The organism is Mesorhizobium sp. LHD-90 (assembly GCF_030929505.1).
Classification (GTDB): domain Bacteria; phylum Pseudomonadota; class Alphaproteobacteria; order Rhizobiales; family Rhizobiaceae; genus Kumtagia.
Window position 1 is genome coordinate 229800 of sequence record NZ_JAVFVV010000009.1, and the last position, 18563, is coordinate 248362.

At 65.2% G+C, this 18563-nt stretch carries 17 protein-coding genes; 12 read left to right on the top strand and 5 right to left on the bottom strand.

The annotated features are described in order from the left end of the window. Positions 1 to 8: 8 nt before the first annotated feature. From RB623_RS14960 to RB623_RS14990, 7 genes are all read left to right on the top strand, one after another. Positions 9 to 710 carry a GntR family transcriptional regulator gene (locus RB623_RS14960; protein WP_308057663.1) on the top strand — a complete coding sequence of 234 codons (702 nt, stop codon included), beginning with the start codon at positions 9 to 11 and terminating at the stop codon, positions 708 to 710. 115 nt (positions 711 to 825) lie between these two features. Next, a complete protein-coding gene (locus tag RB623_RS14965) occupies positions 826 to 2139 on the top strand; it encodes an extracellular solute-binding protein (RefSeq protein WP_308057664.1) in 1314 nt (437 codons plus the stop codon). A gap of 271 nt (positions 2140 to 2410) precedes the next feature. Next, positions 2411 to 3313 (top strand): sugar ABC transporter permease, encoded by a 903-nt coding sequence (locus RB623_RS14970; RefSeq protein ID WP_308057665.1) that lies wholly within the window; start codon positions 2411 to 2413, stop codon positions 3311 to 3313. A gap of 181 nt (positions 3314 to 3494) precedes the next feature. Continuing rightward, positions 3495 to 4355: a carbohydrate ABC transporter permease gene (locus tag RB623_RS14975; RefSeq protein ID WP_308057666.1), complete on the top strand. Its 861-nt coding sequence runs from the start codon at positions 3495 to 3497 to the stop codon at positions 4353 to 4355. Positions 4356 to 4377: 22 nt separating this feature from the next. Then, complete coding sequence (locus tag RB623_RS14980) at positions 4378 to 5652, top strand: mandelate racemase/muconate lactonizing enzyme family protein (RefSeq protein WP_308057667.1); 1275 nt, start codon at positions 4378 to 4380, stop codon at positions 5650 to 5652. Between the two features lie 196 nt (positions 5653 to 5848). Beyond that, positions 5849 to 6940: an NAD(P)-dependent oxidoreductase gene (locus RB623_RS14985; protein ID WP_308057668.1), complete on the top strand. Its 1092-nt coding sequence runs from the start codon at positions 5849 to 5851 to the stop codon at positions 6938 to 6940. Positions 6941 to 6962: 22 nt separating this feature from the next. Beyond that, on the top strand, positions 6963 to 7781 hold the full coding sequence (locus RB623_RS14990; protein ID WP_308057669.1) for an aldolase/citrate lyase family protein: 819 nt from the start codon (positions 6963 to 6965) through the stop codon (positions 7779 to 7781). A 51-nt stretch (positions 7782 to 7832) separates the two neighbouring features. On the opposite strand, the gene RB623_RS14995 is transcribed toward RB623_RS14990, so the two are convergent. From RB623_RS14995 to RB623_RS15015, 5 genes are read right to left on the bottom strand one after another with little or no spacing between them, the layout of a single operon-like run. Beyond that, a complete protein-coding gene (locus RB623_RS14995) occupies positions 7833 to 8609 on the bottom strand; it encodes an SDR family NAD(P)-dependent oxidoreductase (RefSeq protein WP_308057670.1) in 777 nt (258 codons plus the stop codon). Positions 8610 to 8650: 41 nt separating this feature from the next. After that, positions 8651 to 9259 carry an SDR family oxidoreductase gene (locus tag RB623_RS15000; protein WP_308057671.1) on the bottom strand — a complete coding sequence of 203 codons (609 nt, stop codon included), beginning with the start codon at positions 9257 to 9259 and terminating at the stop codon, positions 8651 to 8653. Beyond that, on the bottom strand, positions 9256 to 10362 hold the full coding sequence (locus tag RB623_RS15005) for an Ldh family oxidoreductase (protein WP_308057672.1): 1107 nt from the start codon (positions 10360 to 10362) through the stop codon (positions 9256 to 9258). Before RB623_RS15005 ends, RB623_RS15000 begins: the two co-directional genes overlap by 4 nt. A 35-nt stretch (positions 10363 to 10397) precedes the next feature. Next, positions 10398 to 11165, bottom strand: coding sequence for an E3 binding domain-containing protein (locus RB623_RS15010; RefSeq protein WP_308057673.1), 768 nt, complete (start codon positions 11163 to 11165; stop codon positions 10398 to 10400). A gap of 11 nt (positions 11166 to 11176) precedes the next feature. Next, entirely contained in the window at positions 11177 to 13597 is a 2421-nt protein-coding gene (locus tag RB623_RS15015) for a pyruvate dehydrogenase complex E1 component subunit beta (protein ID WP_308057674.1), read from the bottom strand. Positions 13598 to 13917: 320 nt separating this feature from the next. Between RB623_RS15015 and RB623_RS15020 the strand changes: the two genes are divergently transcribed. From RB623_RS15020 to folP, 5 genes are all read left to right on the top strand, one after another. Continuing rightward, the gene (locus tag RB623_RS15020; protein ID WP_308057675.1) at positions 13918 to 14733 is read left to right on the top strand and encodes a transporter substrate-binding domain-containing protein; all 816 of its coding nucleotides are present in this window, start codon (positions 13918 to 13920) and stop codon (positions 14731 to 14733) included. 71 nt (positions 14734 to 14804) lie between these two features. Beyond that, complete coding sequence (locus tag RB623_RS15025; protein WP_308057676.1) at positions 14805 to 15470, top strand: amino acid ABC transporter permease; 666 nt, start codon at positions 14805 to 14807, stop codon at positions 15468 to 15470. Next, entirely contained in the window at positions 15467 to 16159 is a 693-nt protein-coding gene (locus RB623_RS15030) for an amino acid ABC transporter permease (protein WP_308057677.1), read from the top strand. The genes RB623_RS15025 and RB623_RS15030 overlap by 4 nt, the downstream gene beginning before the upstream one ends. Before the next feature lie 127 nt (positions 16160 to 16286). Then, the gene (locus tag RB623_RS15035) at positions 16287 to 17327 is read left to right on the top strand and encodes a Gfo/Idh/MocA family oxidoreductase (RefSeq protein ID WP_308057678.1); all 1041 of its coding nucleotides are present in this window, start codon (positions 16287 to 16289) and stop codon (positions 17325 to 17327) included. A gap of 357 nt (positions 17328 to 17684) precedes the next feature. Next, the gene (folP, locus tag RB623_RS15040) at positions 17685 to 18554 is read left to right on the top strand and encodes a dihydropteroate synthase (RefSeq protein ID WP_308057679.1); all 870 of its coding nucleotides are present in this window, start codon (positions 17685 to 17687) and stop codon (positions 18552 to 18554) included. The last annotated feature ends 9 nt before the right edge of the window (positions 18555 to 18563 follow it).

The following is an 18563-nucleotide window of genomic DNA, read 5'->3' on the forward strand; positions in this document are numbered from 1 at the left end:
AATTGACGATGAGCGACGATTCCTACGACCTTTCGCCGACGCCTCGCCGCGTCCTCACCGACGACGTGGTGGACGCCATCCGCGACGCTATCCTGTCCGGAAAGATCCGGCCGGGTGCGCGGCTGATCGAGGAGGATCTGGCGGCGTCGCTGAAGGTGAGCCGCGGCCCGGTGCGGCAGGCCATCTTTCGGCTCCAGCAGGAGGGCCTGGTCGTCCACGAGCCGCATCGCGGCGCCACCGTCGGCGAGGTCTCGCAAGACGACGTCGAGGACATCTACAGCCTGCGGCTGGCGCTTGAGCGGCTGGCGATCGAGCAGGCGAGCCGCAAGGCAGGCGCGAAGGAACTGGCAGAGATCGAGGCGGTGCTCGAGCGTTTCCGCGCGACGCCTCGGGCGGACGTCTCCCGGCGGCTGGTGGCAGACCTCGACATCGAGTTCCACGACGCGATCTTCCGCGCTTCCGGCAACCGGCGGCTCTACCGCACCTGGGAGACGCTGCGCTCGCAACTGATGATGTTCCTGATGCTGCGCGATGCGCTGCCTGACGATTATCTCGACAGTTGGCACCGCGATCATATGCTGCTGCTCGACGTGATCCGCGGCGGCGACACGGCAATCGCGCAGGAGACCATCGAAACCCACATCAACCGCGCCAAGGACCGTCTGCTCGCCAGCCTGCACGCCAGCGGCCGCGTTTCGTCCCCGTCCTGATCGGTCTTGCCTTGACACATGCCCATTCCAGACTCTACGCTCGGATTGTAAACAATAAACAGTTCCCGGCGCAACGGGTCTTGTGACGCTGCCGGGCAAGCCAGGGAGGAGTGGCATGCCGAAGTCTTCGCGCGGTGATCGCGGCATCGCGGTCTTCAATCCAAGCCTGTCGCGGCGGGGTTTCATGGCTGGCGCGGCCGTGCTCGGCGCGACGGCGATCGTCCCCTCCCGGCGCGTTTTCGCGCAGGACCGGGCGGTCCTAAAGGTGATGAGCTGGGAGCAGTTCCAGCCGGGCGAGAAGGAGGGCTGGAATGCCCTTTTCGACAAGTTCAACCGGTCGCAGTCGAAATATCTGGTCGAGTGGACCGGCTGGCCCGCGAGCCAGTTTGCGTCGAATGTCGTCATCCAGGCGCAGGCCGGAGGCATCGACGCCGACGTGCTGATGGCGATGCCCGACCTCGCCGCCCAGACCATCCGCAAATTCAAGCTGGCCGAGCCGCTCGATCCGATCGTCGCCGAACTCGGCATCACGCCAAGCGGCGGCCATGAATTCCTGAAGCAGGACGGAAAGCTCTACGGCCTGTCGGCGATCGACGTGAATTTTGCCCTCGTCTACAACAAAAAACTGTTCGCCGACGCCGGCGTGAAGCCCGCGACCTCCGCCGACGAATGGGTGGAGACCACGGCGAAGCTGACCAAGCGGCCGGAGCAGTTCGGCATTGCGCTGACCAACACCATCGCCGATGGCGGCGAGTGGTGGTTCCAGCTCCAGAATTTCTGCCTGCCCTTCGACGGCAAATGGGCGGAGGGCAAGACGCCGCTCGCCAATTCGCCCGAGACGGTCAAGGGCCTGGAACTGTGGAAGGCGCTCTATGAGGCCGGCGTGCCGCAGGGCACGGCGCAAGGCGCGATCATGAAGCTCGCCGCCGACGGGCGCGTCGCCCAGGCGTTCGGCGTCAACCCGACGGTGGTCGTGCTGCGCGCCACCAACCCCGACATCTACCCGAACCTGCTGTCGGCCGCGCCGCCATGGGCAAGCAAGCGCTCGCTCGACCGCATCCATCCGCTGATCGCGCTGAATTCCTCGAAGAATTTGGACGGCGCGATGGAATTCATAAAGTTCGCCATGTCGCCGGACGTGATGGCCGACCTGATGGAGACCAACCTCTACGTCATCCCGCCCTACGACCTCGCGGCGAAGTCGGAAAAGTTCAAAACCTTCCTCGCCGACAAACCCTGGGTCACCGGCTACAACGAAGCGAAACAGGTCTCGCCGATCGATGTCATGGGCGACTTCGCCTATGTCGACGACCAGTTCGGTCGCATCATCATGCAGAATTTCCAGCGCGCTCTGCAGCCGGGCGGCACGGTGAAGGATGCGATGGACGCGGCGCAGAAGCAACTGGAAGCGCTGGCGGCGCGGATTTGATTTCGTCGTCCGAGCGGGGCAGCTTGAACCACATGCTCTCTACGTTGCCCCCCTCTGTCCTGCCGGACATCTCCCCCACGAGGGGGGAGATCGGGCCGGCGGTTCTAATTTCGTCAATCGTCGACGACACGCGATGGTCTCAGGCGACGAAGCAGCCAATCTCCCCCCTTGTGGGGGAGATGTCCGGTAGGACAGAGGGGGGCAACGTAGAGCGCAGGCGTTCCGCTGTGTCGCCCATCGATCTTTGTCGCGTCGGTTGACCGAGACCCGCGTGTCAGTCGCCACCATCTCCCCCGCCGATACCTCTCGTCGCTCGCTCGTCGACGGTAAGGCACTGCCTTACCTGCTCATCTTACCGGCGCTCGCGCTGGAATGCGTCTTCATCCTCTATCCCATCGTCCGCGGCAGCCTGTTCAGCCTCGAAGGGCCAGCCGGCGATCTCGGCCTCGACAATTTCCGCTTCATGGTCGCCGACCCGGCCTTCTGGCAGATGCTGAAGGCGACTTTCATCTATGTGCTGTTCGTCGACGTGATCATCCTCCTCGTCGCACTCGCAGTCGCTCTTCTGATGAACTGGAGTTTTCGCGGACGCGGTGTCGTTCGTTCCATCCTCACCGTTCCCTGGGCGATCCCCGACGTACCGGTCGCCATCACCTTCGTACTGATGCTTGATCCCACCTTCGGCGTCTTCAACCGGCTGGCGCGCTTGCTGCCCTGGGTGGGCGACAACCAGCAATGGCTGCTCGATCCGACGCTGGCCATGGCGACCATCATCATCGTGACAGTGTGGAAGGGGTTTCCCTTCTATTCGCTGGTGCTGCTGGCCGCCCTGCAGAATGTCTCCGACGAACTCTATGATGCGGCGCGGGTCGACGGAGCGGGACCGATCGGCCAGTTCTTCCATGTTACGCTGCCCGACATCCGCGACACCATCGCGCTGCTGGCCGTGCTCGCCTTCATCTTCTCGACCCAGCAATTCACCCTGATCTGGCTGATCACCGGAGGCGGGCCGGTCGACGCCACGACCACTCTGGCGGTCGCCATCTACCTGCAGGCCTTCCGCTTCTACAATTTCGGCTACGCCGGCGCTTTTGCCGTCATCGGATTTCTAATCTCGGCGCTGGCAACGATCGCGTTTGTCATTATCCAGCGGCGGCTGGCGAGGGAAGAATGAGCGTGGCTAACGTCATATGCCCCCTCCACCGCCTTCGGCGGTCCCCGTCCCCCGCTTCGCAGGGGAGGATCCAAGGTCGCGGCCGCCATCAACGCGGATCCTCCCCCGTTCACGGGGGAGGGGGACCACGCGAAGCGTGGTGGAGGGGGCGGAATGTCATCAGCCAATTCCGGTCGCCGAGATGACGGCTACCGAACTCTCTCAGCAGGGCGCGGTGGGTTCGCGAGCAGCCGAATGGCTCCGCATAGCCACCCTGATCCTTGTCTGCGCGGTGGTCTTCTTCCCGGTCTATTGGATGCTGCTCTCCGCAATCCAGCCGACAGAGTTTTCCCTGTCCTATCCGCCGCCGCTCTTTCCAAAAGGCTTCAACTGGGATGCCTACGCCCAGCTTTTCCGCGAGAAGCCGATCGCGCACTGGCTGGTGAACTCGACCTTCGTGGCGGCACTTGTCGTCGCCGTCACGCTGGCCTTCGTTATCCCCGCGTCTTACGCGCTGTCGGGCCTCAACTGGCGCGGTCGTTCCGCCTTCGGCCTGCTCCTGCTGTTCACCCAGATCATGCCAGCGGCGATCGTCGTGGCGCCGGTGCTGGCGCTCTACCGCAGCCTCGCCTGGACGGATAGCCTGCTGGCTCTGGCACTTCTGCATGTCGCCTTCGTCGTGCCGCTCTGCGCCTGGGTGCTGAAAAGCGCCTTCGACGCTGTGCCGAAGGAGGTCGTGGAGGCGGCGCTGATCGACGGCTGCAACCGGCTTTCGGTGCTGCCGCGCGTCTACCTGCCGCTGGCAAAACCCGGCCTCGTCGCGGTCAGCGTCATCGCCTTCTTCGCCAGTTGGAACGAATATCTGTTCGCCTCCACGCTGATCATCGACAATGATCTCTACACGGCGTCGCTCGGCATCGCGACGCTGATGACGCAGCTCGACACGCCGCTGTTCATGCTGATGGCTGCCGGCGTGGTGTTTTCGGTGCTGCCCGTGCTTTTCTACATGGCGATACAGCGGCACGTGCTGCGCGGCCTGACCGCCGGCTCGGTGAAGGGCTAGGGCTGCGGGAGGGGGAGAAGACATGAAGATCACGAAGATCGAAACGATCTGGTTCGAGGCGCTGCCGGCGGCTGAATGGCAGAAGCAGAACCCAAAGGCGCGGCAGGCGCTGCCCAACAACCTGTGGGTCCGCGTCCATACCGATACCGGCCTCTCCGGTATCGGCGAGACCTATTACCTGCCACGCGCGGTGGCCTCGATCGTGCATGACGTCTACGCGCCGTTGCTGATCGGCCGCGACCCGCGCGACATCGAGAACCATTGGCAGAACATGTTCGCGCTGACCAATTTCTGCGGCGTCATGGGCGCGGAGATGCGCGCTATCTCGGCGCTCGACGTGGCGCTGTGGGACCTGCTCGGCCAGATCGCCGGCCTGCCGATCCATACGCTGCTTGGCGGCCGCAGCCGCGATCGCATCCGCGTCTACAACACCTGCGTCGGTTCGGGCCGGCATGCGGGCGACCTCGACGCATGGCTGACCGGCAAGGCCGGCGAACTGGCGCAGGACCTGCTGAAGCAGGGCATATCAGCCATGAAGATCTGGCCGTTCGACCAGTTCGGCACCGGGCTCGGCGGCCCCGGCAACGAGCGCGGCGACACCATGGTGTGGGGCGCCAGGACCGCCGCCGGCACGCGCGGGCTTGGCATCTCCAACGACGATTTGAAGGCCGGCGTCGCCATCGTCGAGGACATCCGCCGCATCGTCGGTGACAGGATGCAGATCGCCATCGAGGGCCATTGCCGCTGGGACCTGCCGTCGTCGGTGAAGATCGCAAAAGCGCTCGAACCGTTCGACGTGATGTGGCTGGAGGAAATCATGCCGCCCGACAATGTCGACGCCTTCGTGCGGCTGAAGGCCGAGACCAGCGTGCCGATCTGCCAGAGCGAGCGCGTCTTCACCCGCTTCGGCTTCCGCCCCTGGATCGAGAAGGCGGCCACCGACATCGTCATGATGGACCTCTCTTGGGGCGGCGGCCTGACCGAGGGCCGCAAGGTGGCGGCCATGGCCGACACGGCGATGCTGCCCTTCACCTGCCACGACACGATCGGCCCGGTGGCGCTGTGGGCCGCCACCCACATGATGCTCAACGCGCCGAACGGCCTGATCATGGAAACCGTGCGCGGCTACATCGACGGCTGGTACGACGACGTGGTCGAGGACCGCATCCAGGTGGTCGAGGGCAATCTCGTGTTGCCCGACAAGCCGGGTCTGGGCACGAAGCTGCGCGATGATTTGTTCGCGCGGCCGAATGCGCGGATCGAGACGACCACGGAAGAGAGTTTGAAGGTGTGGTGATGGATAGGCGTGACGCTGGCGCCCCCCTCCCCCTTGTGGGGAGGGGTAAGGGGTGGGGGTCGAGACAGGCTCGGCCTGCGCCCGAGTTGCTTGGTAATCGGATCGGGAGTGTGCGGCAGCACCCCCACCCCTTACCCCTCCCCACAAGGGGGAGGGGGGCGCCAGCGTTGCGCCCATTCGTCAATGAGCGCGCTGCATGACCCTCTTCACCGTCAACTACACCGGCGACTATCTGGACGACCACGGAAAGCTCACCGTGCCCGACATCGCGCTCGATCTCTACGCCGGCAAATCATTCATCTCGCAGGGTTTCCTAACCGAGCAGAGCCCCCAGCCCGGCGACACCGGCTATTGGGACCGCCTCTATTCGCTGGAAGTCACGCCGGAACAGGTGGCCCGCTCCGAGGCGATCGTCATCTTCCGGCCGTGGGTCAGGGCGTCGGCCTTCGCCAACGGCGCCGAGCGGCTGACTGTCATCGGCAGGGCAGGGGCCGGCATCGACAAGATCGACCTTGCCGCCTGCACCGAGAATGACGTGGCGGTGTTCAACGCGCCAGACACGCTGGCCCATGCGACGGCCTCCTCTGCCTTCCTGTTCGTCCTGGCGCTGGCAAAACGCCTGACCGAACAGGAGCGGCTGGTGCATCGTGGACACTGGGATCTGCAGCCGCGGACCATGGGCATCGACCTGCCCGGAAAAATGCTGGGCATCGTCGGGCTCGGCGCCAGCGGTCGTGAATTGGCGCGGCTGATGCGGCCGTGGGGCATGGAGATCATCGCCTTTTCGCCGCGCGCCGACCGACAGGAAGCCACCGCGCTCGGCGTGACGCTGGTGCCGTCGCTGGATGAGCTGCTGGAACGCTCCGACTTCGTCAGCCTGCACAACCGGCTCGACGCCTCGACGCGCGGCACCATCGGCATGGCCGACTTCCGTCGCATGAAACGCAGCGCCTATTTCATCAATGTCGCGCGCGGCGAGATCGTGCGCGAGCCCGAACTGGTCGAGGCGCTGCGTGATGGCCTGATCGCCGGCGCCGGGCTCGACGTGTTCGAGCACGAGCCAATCCCGCCCGACCACCCGCTGACGAAGTTCGAAAACGTTATCCTGACGCCGCACTGGCTGCCGTCGACGCGTGACGCCGCGCGCCTGACCATGGTTTCGGTGTCGAACGGAATCTTGCGCGCCGCGCATGGCCTCGTTCCCGACAATGTCGTCAACCGGCAAGTGCTCGACCGACCCGGCTTTCAGGCAAAACTCGCCCGTTTCGCCGCCAATCGCTCATCCTGATCTCACTCCGAGGACCAAAAGAATGTTTCGCCCCAATCGCCTGAAGGCCCGTGTTCTCGCTGGCGAGAAATCCATCGGCACCTGGTTGCAAAGCGCTTGTCCGACCTTCGCGGAGATGGCGGCGGTAGCCGGTTTCGACTTCATCATCATGGACGAGGAGCATGGGGCGGGCGAACTGCAGCACGCCGTCGATATGATGCGGGCGGCCGCCTGCACCGACACCACCATGGTTATTCGCGTACCCTCCGACAATCCAGTCTACCTGCGCCGGTTGGTCGAGGCAGGCTGCGACGCGCTGCTGGTGCCGATGGTGGAAAGTGCGGCGCAGGCCCGCGCCATCGTCGAGGCGGTGCGTTTTCCGCCGCGCGGCAAGCGTGGCAACGCCTGGGACGCGGCGCGCGCCTCGAGTTTTGGCCTCTACCCACGCTACTATGAGGAGGCCGACGACAATCTGCTGATCGTCGTGCAGATCGAAACCGGCATGGGCGTCGAGAATGCACGCGAGATCGCCGGTGTCGAGGGAGTAGACGTCATCTTCATCGGGCCGACGGACCTGTCCGGCAGCATAGGCTTCCCCAACCAGACCGGCGCGCCGGAAGTTGACCGCCAGATCCGTCGGGCGATGGCGGCAGCCCGCGAGGCGGGAAAGCCGCTTGCCACCGTGCCGCGCGTCGGCCGCAGCAGCCTTGAACTTTTCGACGAGGGATTCTCGATGATCGCTTCCGGCAGCGAGCTTTATTTCTATCGCCTGGGCATTGTTCAGATGATGAAGGAATGGCGGGAGTATCAGGGCAAAGAGCCGGTGCCCGTCGAGACGCGGGCGTCGTCCTACGGGCGGTAGGCGAAGGGTGCGGCGTTCACCTCCCCTCAGGGGGAGGTGGGCGCAGCACTCTCAAAACATGAACCCCGCCGTCCAGCCGCCATCGACCATCATAAGGTGGCCGGTCATGTAGGAATTTTCCGGCGCGCAGAGGAACAGGATACCCTCGGCGATCTCTTCGACATGCGCCGGCCGGCCGAGCGGTATGTGGCTCATGAAGCCGGCCATCTGAGCCCGGAACGTGCCGTCGTCACCATAAAATAGCTGCTTGGTGCCCTCGGTCAGCACCGAGCCGGGGGCCAGCGAATTGACCAGGATTCCCTTCGGTCCGAGTTCCAGCGCCATGGAACGGGTGAGGTGGATCATGCCTGCCTTGGCCGCGCTGAAGGCGCTTTGCAGCCGAAACCCCGCAACGCCGATCACGGACGCGATATTGACGATCCGGCCGTGCCCGTGCGCCACCATCGGCTGCAGAGCGGCATGGCTCACGACATAGAGACCGTCGAGGTCGATGCCGACGATGCGGCGCCATTCATCCTCCGAGAATTTGTCGATGTTGACTCGTTCCTTCATCGAGTTGACGCCGGCATTGTTGATCAGGACGTCGATCCTGCCGAATTTCTCCAGCGTCGCGTCGACGGCGCGCTTCGCGTCCTCGGCGCGGCGCACGTCCATCGATACCGCGAGCGCGCTGGGCAACTCGGCGGCGACGCGCCCGGCGCCGTCCGCGTCTATGTCGGCGACGACGATCGACGCGCCGTTTGCGGCCAGCCGATGCGCGGTTGCGCGGCCGATTCCGCCTGCCGCACCAGTGATGAAGACGACCTGCCCCGAAAGATCAGCGCGCATGCTCGACCCTTTCCTGAACGAAGGCCACCAAGGTCATGTCCTCAAAAATTCCGTGCATAGCCCGCCGCCCAGCCGCCATCGACATTCAACGTGTGTCCGGTCATGTACCCATTGTCGGGATCGGCCAGGAACAGCATCGCCGCCGTGATCTCGCTCAAGGTGGCCGGCCGCTTGACGCCCGTATGGGTGAGGAAACGCGCCGTGCGCACGTCGCCGCCGGCCTCGTAGGCTCCGACCGACACCGCATTGACGGCCACGGACGGCCCGAGTTCCATCGCCAGCGTTCGGGTCATTGAAGCCAGCGCCGCCTGGTCCGCCGAAAACTCGGCGAAACCTTTTACCGGCACAAGGCCGGCCGACGAAAACACCAGCACGACCCGCTTCACGCGCGGGGCCAGGTGCCTGATCGCGCAGGCGAAATCCCGGCGTTCGCTCCCGCTGTCCGTGTCCGCCTCGGGCAGGCCGTTGGCGCCCTGGCTGATCAGGACGAGCACGAACGGGTCGCCCTCGTCGTAGGGCGCATCTGGCTTCGCCGGATCGATATCGACGACCTTCGCGCCATTGGCGGCAAGCGTTTGGTGTATCGCCGGGGCAAGAACGCCTTCGGCGCCTCCGACAAGCGCCACCTTACCGTCGAGATCGATGTTCATGCCTTCGCCCCCGCACCGCTGGAAGTTTCCCGGGCATCTGGAACCTTGCGGTCGTAGCGGCCGGCGTATTCGGCCAGCGATGCCCATGTCGTCCGGTCTATTGGAATGCCGTTTCTTGCACGTCGCGCAGCCTCGGCTTTTTCCACGTCGCCCGGCGCCATCACTTTCTGGCCGGGCTGCGCCGGTTGCGCCCGCAGATCGTTCAAGAAAGCGCCGACGCGGCTGTCGAAAGCGGCCAGCGCCTGGAAAATGGCGGGGTTCAGGATCAGGAAGAAATGGCCGATCGGGATCGGCCTGCTGTAATCGTCGCCGGCCAGCGGCGGGATGGTAAAACCGTGGCCCATGCCGGAAAATGCCGAGCACAATATGTCGACCATCGCCGCCAGGCCGGCGCCCTTGTAGCCGAAGCCGGCGCCGCCCACCGGTAGCACGGCGGCCGCCTGGAACGGATCGGTGGTCGGCACACCATCGGCGGTCATCGCGACTTCGGGCGGCAGAGGCGTGCCGGTGGCGCGGCGCAGGAAGATGCGGTTGTAGGGGATCGAGCTTGTCGCCATGTCGAGCAGCATCGGTTCTTCGCCAGGCGCTGGCACGGCGAAGGCAATCGGATTGGTGCCATAAAACGGCTTTGTGCCGCCGAACGGCACAACGGCGGGATCCGCATGGGTCGTGCTGATGGCCACGAAGCCGGCACGCGCGGCCGCCAGCGAATACACACCGGAAGCGCCGTGGTGTGTCGAGCGTCCCACCGTCACCGCCGCAACGCCGCTATCCTTCGCCAGCGCGATGCCTTCCTCGATGGCGCGGAACGAGGCCAGATGGCCGAACCCGTCATCCGCATCGACATGGCCGACCGCCGAGGCTTTTTTCGTGAAGGCGACCTTTGGGGTCTTGTTGATGCGGCCGCCCTCCAGCATCTGCATGTACCAGGGCACGAGCCGCACGCCATGCGTGTCCACCCCGCGCGACGAGGCATCTACGACGGCCCGCGCCACCGCCTCGGCGCTTTCAGCGTTGGCGCCGCCGGCCTTCAGCAGCGCGCTTACATAGGCCGAAAGCTCGGCTGCCGAACACAAAAACCCTTCGATCGGTTCGATCGCCATTCATTATCCTCCCGTGGAGTTTCGCCGCGCCCCTTCTAGACCAGAAGGCGCAGCGGCGTCTCCACAAGGTCGCGGAATCCAACCAGAAATTCCTCCGCCTTGTCGTCCGGCACGGTGTCGGCGTCGTAGCTCAGCAGGCATTCGGCGCCGCCGTCCTTCTCGACGGCGCCGACCACCAGCCGCGCCGGCGCACCAACAAGCTGCGCCGCGACGGGCCTGACGCCGGCGCGGCCGATGAAGGAGATCGCCAGGCCAGCCTCGTCCGCCGTGGCGTCGCCTTGGCGCAGTTTCGGGATGGCGCCCAGAGAAGTCTCGGCGAGGCCCTTCAGGGCCTGCCGGCCGTCCGGCGCGGTCAGCAGCAGGATCGTATTGGCCGGCCGCATCGCCCTGGCATCGCCAAGCGCCAGGGCGGCGGCGCGCAGGCAGACGTCCTCGCGCCCGACGCCGGGCCTCAGTTCCGCAATTCTCTCAAGCAGCGCGTCGAGCGCCGCGAAATCGACGCGGGCCGCGATGGCTGTCGGCGCGGCTTTGCCAGCCGCCTGCTGCGCAATCGTTGCCGCCTGCTGCGATGTGAGGTCGGGCGCCGACGGCACCGACGGCGATGTTGCCACGGCGGCGAGGGGCTGCGCGGCAGGTTCCGCAGCCTGCCGGAAATTGACGAGGTCGATCGCGGTGATGCGGCCGTTCGGGCCGCTGCCGGCAATCGCCGAAAGCGGCAGGTTTCGTTCGCGTGCCAGCCGCCGGGCATAGGGCGTGGCGTGAATGCGGCCAGAGGAAGGCGCGGGAGCAACGGCGATCGTCATGGTCACGCCTGTCAGCGCACGGCGCCGATGCGGCCGCCCATCGGCACCACCGTGCCGACGGCTTGTTCTATGGCGAGCTTGCCGGCCGCTGGCGCCTCGATCTCGACCACCGCTTTGTCGGTCTCGATCTCGGCCACCAGTTCGCCGGCCTTCACGACCTCGCCTTCGGCCTTGGCCCAGCGGATGATGGTGCCTTCGCTGACCGTCAGGTCGCCGAACGGCATGGTGATCGGCTCGCCGCCATTGCCTGCCGCTGCGCCCGGCGCTGGTGTTGCGGCTGGCGCGGGTGCCGGGAGGTTGGTGTTCGCCGCAGCCGCCGGGGCGGGGGCCGAAGAAGCCGCGGCAGTCGCAGCCGCCGCGAGGCCCGGATAGCGCCAGTGCCACGGCACCGGCGCACGGCCGGCCAGGACATCCTTGGCCGCCGCCACGATCTTCGCCGCATCGACCAGCATCATGCGCTCGAGCGAGGGGGCCAGCGGATGCGAAACCGGCTCGGTGTGCAGCCGGGCGACCGGCGCGTCGAGCTCGTCGAAGGCGATCTCGTTCATCGCCTGGCCCAGCTCGGCCCCGACGCCGCACATCGCCCAGCCCTCGTCGACGATCAGCAGCCGGTGCGTCTTGGCGACGCTCTCGGCCACCGTCTTGACGTCGAGCGGCACGATCGTCCTCAAATCGATGACTTCCGCCTCAATGCCTTGCGCTGCAAGCGTTTCCGCCGCCTCCAGGCTGCGGTGCACGAGCTGTCCGGCGGAGACAATAGTGATGTCCTTGCCGCTGCGGGCAATCCGCGCCACGCCGAACGGCACCAGATGCTCGCCTTCCGGCACCTCGCCCTTGGTGGCGAATAGCGCCTTCATCTCCATCATCATCACCGGGTCGGAAGCCCGCAGCGCCGTCTTCATCAGGCCCTTGGCGTCGGCCGGCGTCGACGGCACGCAGACGATGAGGCCGGGCACATGCGCCCAGACGGGGTGGTAGGCGCCCGAATGATGCGGGCCGGCGCTGCGCACCGCGCCGGCGCCGACACGCACCACCATCGGCGCGTTCATCTGGTTGTTCGACATGTAGCGCAGTTTCGCCGCCTGAAGCACGATCTGTCCGCCGGCCTCGAACATGAAATCGGCGAACATCAAATCGGCGACCGTTCGCGCGCCGGTGGCCGAGGCGCCGACGGCGGCACCCGTAAAACCCTGCTCGGAGATCGGCGTGTCGACCATGCGATTGGGGCCGAACTCCGCCCACAGTCCCTTGGTGTGGGCGAACGTGCCGCCGCGCTCGCCAGTGCCTTCGCCGAAATACAGGATCGCCTGGTCGCGGCGCATCTCTTCCGCGATGCCATCGCGCACCGCGTCGAGCCAGCTGGTCACCGGGCCGCCGGTCTTCGGCTTTGCCGCCAGAGCGTCGGGCGGGTTGAGCGGCTCGGCGAAGACGTGATGGAACGCGGTCGCCGAATCCGGCTCGGGCGAGCGCCGCGCGAACTCCAGCGCCTCCTGCACGATCTTCTCGATCCGCTCGTCGATGGCGTCGAGTTCGGCGGCGGCGGCCGCCTCGAATTCCTCCAGCAGCTTCTTGCGGAAGGTGGTCACCGGGTCGCGGCCCAGCCATTCGTCAACTTCCGCCTGGGTGCGGTAGGTCCCGGTGACATGGTCGCCCTCGTGGTGGCCAACGGTGCGGTAGGTCTTTGCTTCGATCAGCGTCGGCCCGTCGCCGCGCCGCGCCCGATACACCGCGTCGCGCATCGCATCATACATCGCCAGCACGTCGTTACCATCGACCGCGACGCCGGGAATGCCGTAGGCGGCGGCGCGCGTCGCGATCTCGGGGTTGAGCGTGGCGGTCTTCAGCGGCGTGGCGGTCGCGTAAAGATTGTTCTCGCAGACGAACACCGCCGGCGCGCGCTGGATGCCGGCGAAGTTCAGCGATTCATGGAAGCCGGCATGGTTGGTCGCGCCGTCGCCGAAGAAGGCGACGCCGATGTCGTCGCGGCCCTGGGCGCGAGCGCTAATGCCGACGCCTGTCGCATGGCTGATGCCGGCGGCGACGATGCCGTTGGTGCCGAACAAGCCGACCGAGCGGTCGTAGAGATGCATGGTGCCGCCGCGCCCGCCGCAGCAGCCGTCGCGCTTGCCGAACAACTCGGCCATCAGGATGTTTGGATGCATACCCTTGGCCAGCGCATGGCCATGGCCGCGATGCGTCGAGGTAACCCAGTCGGTGGGCCGCAGGTGCGCGCAGGCGCCGACGGCCGTTGCCTCCTCGCCAATATAGAGATGCAGGAAACCGGGTGTCTCGCCCTTGCGGCAGGCGGTCTGCGCGACACTCTCGAAGCGCCTGAGCAGCACCATCTGCTCGTAGAGGCGTAGCAGGAGCGGGATGTCCAGATTGCGCCCCGCGTGAACGGGGCCGGCGACGGCGCTGCTTGAACGGGTCATTTCCCCACCTGATCGTGGCCGTGTCCGACGGGCCGGCGAAGACTGTTATAATAGCATTATAGTATGACGGCCTGGTTTCGCAATCGGCGCCCTGGCCGCTGGCAATGTTTTTTGTTAACAATCGCCAATATCGGTAGCGCCGCGCGTGGACAAGGCCATTAGATTATAATAGCATAGTTTTTATAAAGCGGGAGGAACGGCTTTATCGCGCTTGCGGAGAGCGAAGCGCCCATATCGGACCGGCGGGCTGAAACGCGATGTCGCGCGCCGCTTTTTCGGGTTGGGGGCGATCGGCGCGTCACATGCATCGGGAGGAGTTCATGAGGATTCTATCGAAGTGGGGTTCGCTGGGCGTGATGCTCGGGGCCCTTGTCGTGTGCGCGGCGGCATCGCTTGTTTCGCCGGCCTATGCGCAAACGGTCGACGAGATCATCTCGCGCGGCAAGCTCATCGTCGCCATCGACACCACCACGCCGCCCTACGGTTTCCTGGACAAGGATCTGAAGCCGACCGGCTTCGACATCGAGGTCGCCAACAAGATGGGCGAGGCGCTCGGCGTGCCGGTCGAGTTCGTCACGGTCACCTCGCCCGGCCGCATCCCGTCGCTGCTCACCAAACAGGTCGATGCCGTCGTCTCGATCTTCTCGATCACCGCGGCCCGCGCCATCCAGATCGACTATTCGATTCCTTACGCCGGGCAGTCGGCGGTGGTGATCGCGCCGAAAGGCACAGCCATCAAGGGGCCGGAGGACCTGGTCGGCAAGAAGGTCGGCCTCACCCGCGGCACCGGCGAGGACGGCCTGCTGACCAAGGCGGCGGAAACCAACCCCGGCATCGAGATCCTGCGTTTCGACGACTATTCCTCGCTGCTGCAGGCCATGGTGTCCGGCCAAATCGACGCGATGGGCGGCGGCGACTACGGCGAGATCTACCTGAAGAAGGCGCAGAACGGCGACGATTTCGAGCAGAAGTACATTCTGAAGACCTTCTATTTCGGGATCGGCGTCGCCAAGGGCAACGACAATCTGCGCCAGTGGATCAACACCTGGCTGTTCACGCTGAAGACCGATGGCACGCTGGAAAACCTGTCGATGAAATACCGCAACCAGCCGCTTCCGGCGCTGCCGGTTTTCTGATCGGATTGCTGTTAGCCTTATCGCCGGGGCCCCCGACGGCCCCGGCTTTCATTGCCACGCGACGGATGTCCATGACGACCGCCCTGCAATTCGGCCCCGTTCTGGTGCATCTCGACAGGCTGCTGTGGGGGCTCGTGCAGACCCTCCAATACGCGGTGCTGTCGATCCTGTTCGGCACGATGATCGGCATTCTCGGCGCGGTTGGCCGCGGCTTCGGTCCGCGCTGGCTGTCGGCGGCAATCGCCGCCTATGTCGAGCTGATCCGCAACACGCCGCTGCTGATCCAGCTCTACATCGTGTTCTTCTCGCTGCCGCTGATCGGCTTCAAGTTCACGCCGGGCACGTCGGCGGTGATTGCGCTGTCGATCCATCTCGGCGCCTATGCGACGGAAATCCTGCGGGCCGGCGTCGAGTCCATTCCCGCCGGCCAGATCGAGGCGGCCAAGTCGCTGGGGCTGAGTTCCTACCGCATCATCCGGCATGTGGTGCTCGTCCCGGCCGTGCGCGCCGTCTATCCGTCGCTGTCGGCGCAGTTCATCCTGCAACTGATGGGCACGTCCATCGTCGGCGCCATCGCCGCCGAGGAGCTTACCGCCATCGCCAACAACCTGGTGATGCAGACCTTTCGCAGCTTCGAGGTCTACATCCTCGTTGCCGTCATCTATTTCGTCGTCGTCCAGGCGGCGAGCCTGCTGCTTGCCGGCCTCGGCCGCCTGCTGTTCAGGTGGAAGCAATGAGCCTGCGCGAATTCGGCCCGAACGAGTTCTGGTTCATCCTCATGGCCGCCCGCTGGACGATCCTGCTGGCCCTCGTCGCGTTCGTCGGTGGCGGCGTGCTGGGCATGGTGGTCGCCGCCATCCGCGTCGCCCCATCGAAAATCCTGCGCTGGCTGGCTGGTGCCTACATCCAGTTCTTCATGGGCACGCCGCTGCTCATCCAACTGTTCATGGCCTATTACGGCTCGTCGCTGCTCGGCTACCGGCCAGACCCCTGGACCGCCGCGGCGCTGACCTTCACACTCAATGGCGGCGCCTTCTTCGGCGAGATTTTTCGCGGCGCCATCGAGGCGATCCCGAAAGGCCAGTGGGAGGCTTCGACTGCGCTCGGCTTCCGTTTCGTCCGCACGCTTCGGCTGGTGATCGTGCCGCAGGCGGTGCGGCTGATGCTGCCGCCGACCGTGGGTTTCATGGTGCAGATCGTGAAATCGACCTCGGTCGCTTCGCTGATTGGCCTGACCGAGGTCGCCCGCGCCTCGGTGCAGGTCAACACCGTCACATTCGAGCCGGTCTGGGTGTTTGGCACGGCGTCGCTGATCTACTTTTCCCTATGCTGGCCGCTATCGCTCTATGCGGGTTATCTCGAACGCCGCTTCTCCGCCGGCATGGTGCGCACGCCGGAAAAGCCGTTGATCATGACTTCCGCCTGAGTTGGCCCGCGGGCCGATTGGCCGCCGGCGAAGCCGCGGGTATTCATGAAAGCCGGCGGCGTGGTAGAGATCGAGGCGGCCGTTATCGGCGTGCTGAAAACTCCAATCGTTGCGGGATAGGGAACAAATGACCATTCGCGTCGGTGTCGTCGGCTGCGGCTTCTATGCGCAGAACCATTTGAATTCATGGGAGGAATTGAAATCGAGCGGCGCGGTTCTTGCCGCCGTCTGCGACGTCGACCCGGCCAAGGCCGAGGCTGCGGGGCGGAATTTCGGGGTTCCATTCTATACCGATGCGGCAGGAATGTTCGACGCCGAAAAACTGGACCTGGTCGACATCGTCACCCGCCATGAGACGCACCGGGCGCTTTGCGAATTGTCGATCGGGCGGGGCATCGCGACCATCGTCCAGAAGCCCTTCGCGCCGAGCTGGGGCGATTGCGTGGCGATCGTCGACGCCGCGGCAAAAGCCGGTATCTGGTTGGCCGTGCACGAGAATTTCCGCTTCCAGACGCCGATGCGGCATGTGCGCCGGGTGATCGACAGCGGCGCCATCGGCCAGCCGACCTGGGCGCGCATCAACTTCCGCACCGGCTATGACGTCTACAGGACGCAGCCCTATTTCTACGACGAGGAGCGCCTGGCGATCGCCGATGTCGGCATCCATGTGCTTGATCTTGCACGCTATTTCGTGGGTGAGGTCAGGCATCTCTCCTGCGAGACGCAGCGCCGCAACCCGAAGGTCAGGGCCGAGGAGACCGCGACAATGATGCTGCGCCACGAAAACGACGCGGTCAGCGTCGTCGAATGCACCTACGGCTCGCGCAAACTGCCGGACCCGTTTCCCGAAACCCTGCTCGAAATCGAGGGCGAGAATGGCGCGATCGTCGTCAATATCGGGCTGCGCATGTCGGTCACCAGCGGCGGCCAAGTGCTTGAAGAATCGATCGGTTCTCCGCTGCGCGCATGGACCAGCGAGCCCTGGCACGCCAGCCAGGAAGGCGCCTTCAATGCCTGCCAGCATTTTCTCGATTGCCTGAAACGCGGGGTGCCGGCGGATACCTCCGGAGAGGATAATCTGAAGACTTTTGCCCTGGTGGAGGCGGCGTACAAGGCGGCGGAAGAAAAACGCGCCGTCGAGCCGGAAACATGGCGGCGCAAGGGGTAGGGGCGGCCATGGCGGCGTTTCGACCAGAAGACCCGTGGCCTCGTCTCGAAGAAGACGGCCGGGGCCTGCGGCGTCACGGAAAGTGGAGAATTGTCAGGGACTTAGCGAATTCAGGCGGTTTCGCCTGGATCGCGTCCAAAATAAATGTCAGGTCCGGAAAATCCATATTTATCAAGGGTTTGATTGTCGAGAAGCGACGAAATATCTTGACGGACCTGACAATGAGGCTCAGGAACCTGACTTTGGAGCTCGGGAACCTGCCGAAAGGGGCGAAAGTCCGGCCATGCGTGCCGCCGCGTTTCGCCCTGACGGCCCGGACACCGCCCCGCGTAAATGTCGTTTGACGGAAATCTTGCAATGACGATCTGGCAGCTTGCCCACGGACGACACCTCGACATCGGCGAAAAATCGATCCTGATGGGCATCCTCAATGTGACGCCGGACAGTTTTTCGGACGGGGGTGAATTCGACCGGCCGGAGCTGGCGATCGAGCAGGCGAAAAGGATGATCGGCGAGGGCGCGGCGATCGTCGACGTCGGCGGCGAGTCGACCAGGCCGAACGCCACGCCGGTGTCGCCTGAGCGGGAGCAGGCGCGCATTCTTCCGGTCATCGAGGCGCTGGCCGGAGAAGGGTTTTTGATCTCGGTCGACACCTACAGGGCCGAAACGGCGCGGCTGGCGGTGGCGGCCGGCGCCCACATCGTCAACGACGTGCACGGGCTGCAGCGCGAGCCGGACATCGCAAAAGTCGCGGCCGACACCGGGGCTGGGCTGGTCATCATGCATACCGGCCGCGACCGCGAAAAGCTGCCGGACCCGATCGAGGACCAGTTTGTTTTCCTGAAACGCTCGCTCGCGATCGCGGCGGCGGCGGGCATTGCGAACGACCGCATCGTGCTCGACCCCGGTTTCGGTTTCGCCAAGGACTATGAGGAGAACCTGCAAGTCATGGCGCGGTTCGGCGAGCTGAAAACGCTGGGCTTTCCGTTGCTGGTCGGCACCTCGCGCAAGCGCATGATCCGCCATGTGGCCGGCGGCGACCGGTTGGCGCAGGACACCGGCACCGTTGCCACCAGCGTCATCCTGCGGATGAAGGGCGCGCTGATTTTCAGGGTGCACAATGTGGCGATGAACCGCGATGCGCTGGCATTTGCGGATGCGATGGTGGAGAGGGCCAGCCTTTCAGGTAAAGAAGAGGCGTCTCAGGTCGGGATAACCCGACCCTGAAGAGTTGGT